An 8689-nucleotide genomic window follows, 5' to 3' on the forward strand; every position below is an offset into this window, starting at 1 on the left:
GGCGGGCGCTCCGGTCAATCTCCCACGGCCACAAGTTCTTCGGGCGCAGCGACGGATCGTGTCGTGCGACGTTCCAATGCGCCCGACCAGAGGGCCAGGCCGAGCGCGCTCGTGGCCAGGACCACACCGACCCAACTCGGGCCGGTGTAGCCGAAACCCGCGGCGATGACCGACCCGCCGAGCCATGCGGCCAGCGCGTTGCCGAGGTTGAAGGCCCCGATATTGAGCGCGGAGGCCAGCGTCGGCGCCGCCGCGGCCTGATCGAGAACCCGCTTCTGCAGCGGCGGCACGGTCGCGAAGCCCAGCGCTCCGATCAGGACGACGGTGATCGCCGCCGCGACCTTGTTGTGCGCGGTGAGCGTGAACAGGGCCAGGACGACGGCCAGCGCCGCCAGTGTGATGTAGAGCATCGGCAGCAGGTGACGGTCGGCGTAGCGGCCGCCGACCAGATTGCCGATCAGGAATCCGAGTCCGAACAGCACCATGATCCAGGTGACGGAGGTTTCCGCGAAGCCGGTGACCTCGGTCATCATCGGTGCGAGGTAGGTGATGGCGGCGAACACACCGCCGAAGCCGAGCACGGTCATCGCCATCGCCAGCAGGACCTGCGGATTGCGCAGGACCGCCAGTTCCCGGGTGAACCGGGCATCGCGCGGTGCCGGCCGATCGGGTACCAGCGCCAGCACTCCGCCGAAGGCGAGCGCGCCGACGACGGCGACCAGCGCGAAGGCGAGCCGCCAGCCGAAATGCTGACCCAGCAGCGTGCTCAGCGGAACGCCGACCACGGTCGCCACGGTGAGCCCGGTGAACATCATGGCGATCGCACCGGCGCGGCGGTCCGGGGCGACGAGCGATCCGGCGACCACCGCGCCGATGCCGAAGAAGGCGCCGTGCGCCAGTGAGGCGACGATGCGGCCGGTCAGCATCAGACCGAAAGTCGGTGCGGCGGCGGACAATGCGTTGCCGGCGATCAGGAGCAGCAGGCTGATCAACAGCATGCGCTTGCGGGACACGCGCGTGCCGAGGCCGGTCATCACCGGCGCGCCGACGAGGACGCCGAGGGCATATCCGGTGACGAGCCAGCCGGCGGTCGGGATCGAGACCGCATAACTGTCCGCGACCCCGGGCAGCAATCCGACCACGATGAATTCGGTCGTCCCGATGGCGAATGCGCCGAGGGTGAGTGCGAGAAGTGCGAGTGGCATCGGTACAAGCCTCCACACAGAGTTGTAGACGGGCGTTACGGGCGTCGACAATAATTGCATACGCGTGTTAATTGCAAGCGCGTGCTATTGCGGGAGCGCGTTATCCTGGGGACGGCGACGACATGAGGAGGGCCGATGACCGCGGAAGCCGCGCTGACCGGATTGGCGGATGGCTGGTATGCGCTCTCGGTGCTGCACGACCGGATCGAGGCGCGGATCGAACGCGCCCTGCAGGCCGGTCACGAGCTCAGTGTGCGCGAATATTCACTGCTCACCGTGCTGAGCCGGCAGCATGACGGGCCCGGTGGCCATCTGCGGATGAATCAGGTCGCGGATTCGGTGGCACTGAGCCAGAGCGCGACCACCAGGCTGGTGACCCGGCTCGAGGACCGCGGTCTCCTGCAGCGCTATCTGTGCCCGGACGACCGTCGGGGCATCTATACCGACGTCACGCCCGCGGGTCTCGAACTGCTCGAACAGGCGCGGCCCACCAACGATGCCGCGCTGTCGCAGGCGCTCGGCGAGGCCGCGGCCGATCCCGAACTCGCCCCGCTGGTCACGGCCGTGGAGGCGTTGAATCGTCGCGAGGCGCGGGCAGTGACTACCGCACGGTGACGGTGCCGCGCATCTCGGGATGCAGCGGGCACAGGTAGCGGTAGACGCCGGGGATCGCGAAGGTGTGGCTCCACTCGCCGCCGGTGAAGATGGGGCTGTTGATGCCCATCGCCGCATCGCCGATGCCCTGTACGGCATGCGGCACCTTGTCGGAGAACTTCCAGGTCACCGTGTCGCCCGCATGCACGGTCACGGCGTCGGGGGAGAACTTCATATCCTCGACGCGCACGGTGACCGAGGTCGGTTGGGCCGAGGTCGGCGAGGCTGCCGCAGTGCCCGGCGGTGTGGCCGCGGTCGTGGTCGACGGTGTGGATGTCGTTGTGTTCGAACCACATCCGGCGATCAGCACGGCAGCCACCAGCGCTCCGGCGGTCGGGAGGAGACGCGCTGCGCGGTGGCGTACGGTGCTGTGGGCCATGGCTACGAGCCTAGTCCGGTGGTTGCGTCCGGCTTGCCGCACCCGCGCGCGGTGTCGGCGTCGTCGCGTCGGCGAGAGAGCCGCGGGCATACCGAGACCGGAGATCTCCGGGCGTACGCTGCTGGAGGTTCCGATTCGAGCGCGATTCCTACCGCGATCCCGACGAGGAGGCGAATGATGGCACCGGTCCTGCGGGAATACTTCACCGTCGACGAGGTGCGAGCGGCCGAAGCCGAACTGTTCGAGCGGGTCGCCGCGGGGGTGCCGATGCGCCGCGCCGCGTACGGATTGGCGAATGTGGTTGCGGCCGAACTACGGGAACGGACCGGAGCCGTCGCCGGGCGAGCCGTGACCCTGCTCGTGGGATCCGGGGACAACGGCGGCGACGCGCTCTGGGCGGGCGCCACGCTGCGCCGGCGCGGGGTGGCGGTGACGGCGGTGCTGTTGTCACCCGAGCGAGCGCATGCGCAAGGGCTCGCGGCGCTGCGCCGGGCGGGCGGCCGGATTCGCGAGGCCGGCGCGGGATCGGCCGCGGAACTGCTCGGCGCGCCGGACCTGGTGGTCGACGGCATCGTCGGCATCTCCGGCCGGGGTGCGCTGCGACCGCGGGCCGCCGAACTGGTGGCGGCGGTCGAGGCGCCGATCGTCGCCGCCGATCTGCCGAGCGGTGTCGATCCGAATACCGGTGCGGTGGACGGCCCGGCGGTGCGGGCCGCGGTGACGGTGACCTTCGGTGCGTACAAACCGGTGCACGCGCTGGCCGCACCGTGGTGTGGGCGAATCGAGTTGATCGACATCGGTTTACGCCTGCCCGCGCCGGCCCTGGCCGCCTTGGAGCCGGTGTCGATCGGTCGTGACTGGCCGGTGCCCGGACCGCACGACGACAAATACACGCAGGGCGTAACCGGGATCCATGCGGGCAGTGACACCTATCCCGGAGCCGCGGTGCTGTGCACCGGCGCCGCGGTGGCCGCCACCTCCGGCATGGTGCGTTACGCCGGAACCGCGGCCGCGCACGTGCTCGCGCAGTTCCCGGAAGTCATCGCAACCGAGAGTATTTCCGATACCGGCCGGGTGCAGTCCTGGGTGTTCGGGCCGGGGGCGGGCACCGACGACGCGGCGCGCGAGCGCCTGGCGGAGATCCTGGCCACTGATCTGCCCGTGGTGGTCGACGCCGACGGATTGACCCTGCTTGCCGCCGCGCCGGAGCTGGTCACCGGTCGCGGGGCGCCCACCGTATTGACCCCGCACGCAGGCGAATTCGCGCGTCTCACCGGCCGTGAACTCGGCCCCGACCGGGTCGCTGCGGTGCGCGAACTCGCCGAGAAATGGCAGGTGACGGTCCTGTTGAAGGGGCGGTCCACGCTGGTCGCCACCCCCGGCGAGCCGACGCTGGTCAACGAGGCGGGCGGTTCCTGGGCGGCCACCGCGGGCGCCGGTGACGTCCTGTCCGGCGTCATCGGCGCCCTGCTGGCGGCGGGGCGGGAACCAGCGTCGGCGGCGGCGGCCGCCGCGCGCGTCCATGCCCTCGCCGCCAACCTCGCCGCCCACGCGAACAGCGATGCGGGAGCGCCCATTTCGGCTACTCCGCTGCTGCACCACCTACGCGCCGCAGTGCGGACCTTGCGCAGTCTTGCCGAAAGCTGACCGACGACCGGCTGATCCGCGTGCACTTTCCGGCCTGAGGGGTTCGGTGGCCGGTGCCGAGACCGCACCGCCGGCATCCCCCACGGGTTCGTTTCCGAATCAATCCCCTTGTGCCGCCAGCGTTACCGCCTCCCATTCGCGCCAGGTCGAAAGCCGCGACTCGTAGTCGGCGGTCGCGATCTGCAGCGGCGCGGTGCCCAGGAACAGCCGCAACGGCGGTTTGTCGGCGTCGACCACCGCCAGGATCGCCGACCGCGTGGCCGTCGGCTCGCCGGGCTGCTGAGCCGCACGGGTGCGTTTGCGCGCCGCCCGCACCTCGTCGTATGCCGGGTTCTCCGCGCTGTGTACCGACGACGGGCCGGCCCAATCGGTGCTGAACCCGCCCGGCTCGATCAGGGTGACGTGGATGCCGAAACCGGCGACCTCCTGCGCCAGCGACTGCGAGAACCCCTCGAGCGCCCACTTCGACGCGTGATAGGCGCCGAGATTCGGGAAGGCGCTGATCCCGCCGATGCTCGACACCTGGATGATGTGCCCGCTGCCCTGCTCGCGCAGAATCGGCAGTGCCGCCTGGGTGACCCACAGCGCCCCGAAGACATTGGTCTCGAGCTGCGCGCGGATCTCGTCCTCGGTGAGCTCTTCGATCATGCCGAAATGGCCGTAACCGGCGTTGTTGACCACGACGTCCAGGCGGCCGAACCGCGCAGCCGCCTCGGCGACCGCCGCGAAATCGCCCGCGCGGTCGGTGACGTCCAACCGCAGCGGCAGGAAGGTGTCGGGGTAGGCGGCGACGATATCGTCGAGCGTCTCCAGCTTGCGCGCGGTTCCGGCGACCCGGTCGCCGCGCTCGAGGGCCGCGAGGGCCCATTCGCGACCGAATCCGCGCGAGACGCCGGTGATGAACCAAACCTTGCTCATGAAACCCCTCTGGTGGATGGGTGGGTGGCGGGCGGCGTATGCCCGCGTGAACCACGCTAACGAGCTGGAGTGCACTCCAAGCAAGAGTTGATCTCGACCCGATCCGAAGTCACTCGGGCGCGCCGGGTGGCCCCGGCGCGCCGCGTGGCAGGATCGGTAGCCGTGAGTAGCGCTGATCCGCAGGTGGAGACCGTCGTCGATCTGGATGCCATCGCACACAACGTGCGGATACTGCGCGAACACGCGGGCGATGCCGCGGTGATGGTGGTGGTCAAGGCCGACGCCTACAACCACGGCGCGGTGCAGGTCGGCCGGGCGGCACTGGCCGCGGGCGCGGCCGAACTCGGTGTGACCACCATTGCCGAGGCGCTCGAGCTGCGGGCGGCCGGTATCACCGCGCCCATCCTCAGCTGGCTCAACACCTCCGACGCGGACTACACGGCCGCGATCGCCGCCGATATCGAGATCGGCGTGTCCTCGACCGCCCATCTGCGGGCGGTGGAGCGCGCGGCGCGGGCGAGCGGGACCACCGCGACCGTCACGCTGAAGCTCGATACCGGCCTGAACCGCAACGGTGTCTCCTCCGCGGACTATCCGCACGTGCTGGCCCTGCTGCAGGAGCTGGTCGCGGAGCGGGTGGTGCATCTGCGGGCGATGTTCTCCCATCTCGCCCATGCCGATCAGCCGCAGCATCCGGTCATCGATGTGCAGCGGGACAGATTCGTCGAGGCCATCGCCGTCGCCAAGGATTACGGGCTGCAACCCGAGGTGGTCCACCTGGCCAACTCCGCGGCCACCCTCACCCGGCCCGATCTGGCGTTCGACATGGTGCGGCCCGGTATCGCCGTCTACGGCCTCAGTCCGATTCCGGAGATCTCCGACTTCGGCCTGCGCCCGGCCATGACCTTCCGGGCCCGGGTCGCCCTGGTCAAGCGGGTGGCCCAGGGCGAGGGCGTGTCGTACGGCCACGAGTGGATCGCGCCGCACGACACCACCGTGGCGCTGATTCCGGCGGGCTATGCCGACGGTGTGCCGCGCGGCCTGGGGGGCCGGATCGCACTGCGGATCGGGGACGCGGAGTATCCGAACATCGGCCGGGTGTGCATGGACCAGCTGGTCGTGGACCTCGGCGAGAACCGGCAGGGAGTGCAGGAGGGCGATCGCGCGGTGCTGTTCGGCGGGGCCCCCGGCGATCCGCACGCACAGCGGTGGGCGGAACTGATGAACACCATCCACTACGAGATCGTCTGTTCCCCCCGTGGCCGTGTCGTGCGAGGCTATACCGGACAGGCAGGGGTGGTGTGATGGAACCCGAACGGGCACATCGGTTTCGGAACGCGCGGCGGGTACGGTCCGCACTGCTGCGGGGCGGGGTGGCATCCGCGAGTGTGCTGGGCGCCCTCGCCGGTGCGCAGGCCCTGCGGCGAATGGGCGCCGCCGTCGCCTGGCCGGCCCGCGGTGACGACCTGCGCGACGAGGATTTCACGCTGCTGGACCGCGACCCCGCGCGCCGCGTGGTGGCCGACGACGGCGTACCGCTGGCCGTCCGCGTCGTCGGCGCCGGAAACCCCTCCGCCACGGTCGTTTTCGTGCACGGATTCTGTAACAGCATGCACTCGTTCCACTTTCAGCGCCGCGATCTGGCGCGGCAGTGGGGCGAGCAGGTCCGCATGGTGTTCTTCGATCTGCGCGGGCACGGCAGCTCCGGCACGCCGAGCAGTGCGAGCTGCACGGTCGCGCAGCTGGGGCGCGACCTGCTGCGGGTGATCGAGGAGTGCGCCCCCGACGGGCCGCTGGTGCTCGTGGGGCATTCCATGGGCGGGATGGCGATTCTCGCGGCGGCCGCCCGGGATCCCGAATTGTTCGAGCGCCGCGTGCTGGCCTCCGCACTGCTGTCCACCACCGCGGCCGGGGTGACCCGTGCCGGTGCGGCACAGCTGTTGCGCAGTCCGGCGATCGACGGGTTCCGGGTACTCGTCCACACCTCGCCGGCGCTGGTGCAGGCGGGACGGGTCACGGCACGCCAGCTGATCACCCCGGTGCTGCATGTCAGTTCGTTCCACGGCGACGTCAGTCCCACACTGTCGCGATTCACCACCTCGATGATCGATCGGACACCCGTCGAGACCATCGTGAAATTCCTCGAGGCACTGCAGGTCCACGACGAATCGGCGGCGCTGCCGGTGCTCGCGCCGCGGCCGGCGCTGGTCGTCGGCGGCGACCACGATCTGATCATCCCGTTCCGTAACTCGCGGGAACTCGCCGCCCGGCTCCCGGACGCCGATCTGGTCCGGGTCACCGACGCCGCGCATATGGTGCATCTGCAGTATCCCGAGTTGATGAATGCCGCGTTGGAACGATTGCTGTTGCGCGCGGGCGTCTTCGGCGGCTCATCCGTCGAATTCGGCGCGGGCCGGGAGGCGAGCAATGGCTGAGCGTCGCGACGGGGCGCCCGACGATCAGGGCGAGGCCGAGCGCCGGGAACTGCCCACGGTCGCCGATACCGAGGCGCTGGGCCGGGAGCTGGCGGCCGAGCTGCGGCCCGGGGATCTGGTGGTGCTCGACGGTCCGCTCGGGGCGGGCAAGACCGCGCTGACCCGGGGGATCGCGGCCGGGCTCGGGGTCGAGGGGCGGGTCAGCTCACCGACCTTCATCATCGCGCGGCAGCATCGCGCCGGCGCGGCGCCGGGATCGATACCGCTGGTGCACGTCGACGCCTATCGGCTGGGCGGTGATCTCGACGAACTGGACGCCCTGGATCTCGATGCCGATCTGCACGAATCGGTCGTGGTAGTGGAATGGGGTCTCGGAGTGGTCGAACATCTCGCGGACCGTCATCTGCGGGTGCGGCTGCATCGGGAAGCCGAATCGGAGACGCGCACCGCCACCTGGGAGTGGGTCGGACAGTACTGATCGGTTGTGACGCTCGCCACCGATGCCGCCCGGGCGAATCCGCGGCAGCGTGGAATCCGGCCCGGCCAACCGCGCCCGGCTGCACCGGCGCTCCGGCAGTTGTTGCGGCACTTAATCGTTGACGAGCCCTGGGCGGGCGCCTCGTCACGACGTGCGCACCTCCGGCGCGCAGCGGTTTGCCCTGCGGTTGCGACATGCGGATACGCCGACGGCGCTGATGGCATACGGGAGGTGACCAACCGGTATCGTTGAGGCAATCATGCTTGTACTTGCTGTCGACACCGCGACGCCTGCCGTTACAGCAGGACTGGTGGAACTGGAGCAGGCCGCCACACAGCCGCAGGTCCGCACTCTCGCCTCCCGCGTGACCGTGGACGCGCGCGCCCACAACGAGGTGCTCACCCCGCAGATCCTCGCCTGCCTCGAGGAGGCCGGCCGCACCCGCACCGATATCGGAGCGGTCGTGGTGGGTATCGGCCCCGGCCCGTTCACCGGCCTGCGCGTCGGTATGGCGACCGCCGCCGCGTTCGGCGACGCCCTGGGCCTGCCGGTACACGGCGTCTGCAGTCTCGACGCCATCGCCGCGGAGGCGTGGTCCGACGTGCCGGGCGGGCAGGACGAGAGTTCCGGCGCCGAACTGCTCGTGGTGACCGACGCCCGCCGTCGCGAGGTGTACTGGGCGCGGTATCGCCGCAGCGGGCGCGTCGACGGCCCGGGCGTGTGCAAACCCGTCGATCTGGATTCCGGGGACGCGACCGCGATCGCCGGATCGCCCTCGCACGTCGACTTTTTCGATCTTCCGGTGCTGCCGGTGGAGACCCCGTCGCCCGCGGGTCTGGCGCGGTGCGCCGCCCGCGACATCCTCGCGCGCGTGACGCCGGAGCCGCTGGTCCCGCTGTATCTGCGCCGGCCCGATGCCGTCGAACGCAGCTATCAGGCGGTGCGATGAGTACCGAATCCTCGCCGGTGGTCC

General features: G+C 70.3%; 9 protein-coding genes. 6 read left to right on the plus strand and 3 right to left on the minus strand.

Annotated features, from left to right (window positions below; translation table 11 throughout):
• Positions 1-14: 14 nt before the first annotated feature.
• A complete protein-coding gene (locus tag RJ03_RS04620) occupies positions 15-1205 on the minus strand; it encodes an MFS transporter (RefSeq protein ID WP_036498292.1) in 1191 nt (396 codons plus the stop codon).
• A gap of 135 nt (positions 1206-1340) precedes the next feature.
• Between RJ03_RS04620 and RJ03_RS04625 the strand changes: the two genes are divergently transcribed.
• Entirely contained in the window at positions 1341-1820 is a 480-nt protein-coding gene (locus RJ03_RS04625) for a MarR family winged helix-turn-helix transcriptional regulator (RefSeq protein WP_036498293.1), read from the plus strand.
• Here RJ03_RS04625 and RJ03_RS04630 read toward each other — a convergent pair.
• Positions 1807-2238, minus strand: a complete 432-nt coding sequence (locus RJ03_RS04630) for a plastocyanin/azurin family copper-binding protein (protein WP_036498294.1) — start codon at positions 2236-2238, stop codon at positions 1807-1809. The two genes, RJ03_RS04625 and RJ03_RS04630, sit on opposite strands and share 14 nt — an antisense overlap.
• A 174-nt stretch (positions 2239-2412) precedes the next feature.
• Between RJ03_RS04630 and RJ03_RS04635 the strand changes: the two genes are divergently transcribed.
• Positions 2413-3885: an NAD(P)H-hydrate dehydratase gene (locus tag RJ03_RS04635; protein ID WP_373281674.1), complete on the plus strand. Its 1473-nt coding sequence runs from the start codon at positions 2413-2415 to the stop codon at positions 3883-3885.
• Between the two features lie 99 nt (positions 3886-3984).
• Here RJ03_RS04635 and RJ03_RS04640 read toward each other — a convergent pair whose 3' ends face one another.
• On the minus strand, positions 3985-4803 hold the full coding sequence (locus RJ03_RS04640; protein ID WP_036498295.1) for an SDR family oxidoreductase: 819 nt from the start codon (positions 4801-4803) through the stop codon (positions 3985-3987).
• 162 nt (positions 4804-4965) lie between these two features.
• Between RJ03_RS04640 and alr the strand changes: the two genes are divergently transcribed.
• From alr to tsaB, 4 genes are all read left to right on the plus strand, one after another.
• Positions 4966-6108, plus strand: coding sequence for an alanine racemase (gene alr, locus RJ03_RS04645; RefSeq protein WP_232329262.1), 1143 nt, complete (start codon positions 4966-4968; stop codon positions 6106-6108).
• The gene (locus RJ03_RS04650; protein ID WP_051024323.1) at positions 6108-7238 is read left to right on the plus strand and encodes an alpha/beta fold hydrolase; all 1131 of its coding nucleotides are present in this window, start codon (positions 6108-6110) and stop codon (positions 7236-7238) included. The genes alr and RJ03_RS04650 overlap by 1 nt, the downstream gene beginning before the upstream one ends.
• The gene (tsaE, locus tag RJ03_RS04655) at positions 7231-7716 is read left to right on the plus strand and encodes a tRNA (adenosine(37)-N6)-threonylcarbamoyltransferase complex ATPase subunit type 1 TsaE (protein WP_051024324.1); all 486 of its coding nucleotides are present in this window, start codon (positions 7231-7233) and stop codon (positions 7714-7716) included. Before RJ03_RS04650 ends, tsaE begins: the two co-directional genes overlap by 8 nt.
• Positions 7717-7975: 259 nt before the next feature.
• Positions 7976-8665: a tRNA (adenosine(37)-N6)-threonylcarbamoyltransferase complex dimerization subunit type 1 TsaB gene (gene tsaB, locus RJ03_RS04660; protein WP_036498297.1), complete on the plus strand. Its 690-nt coding sequence runs from the start codon at positions 7976-7978 to the stop codon at positions 8663-8665.
• Positions 8666-8689 lie beyond the last annotated feature (24 nt).

Origin of the sequence: Nocardia aobensis NBRC 100429 (assembly GCF_000308375.1) — a bacterium.
GTDB classification, from domain to species: domain Bacteria; phylum Actinomycetota; class Actinomycetes; order Mycobacteriales; family Mycobacteriaceae; genus Nocardia; species Nocardia aobensis.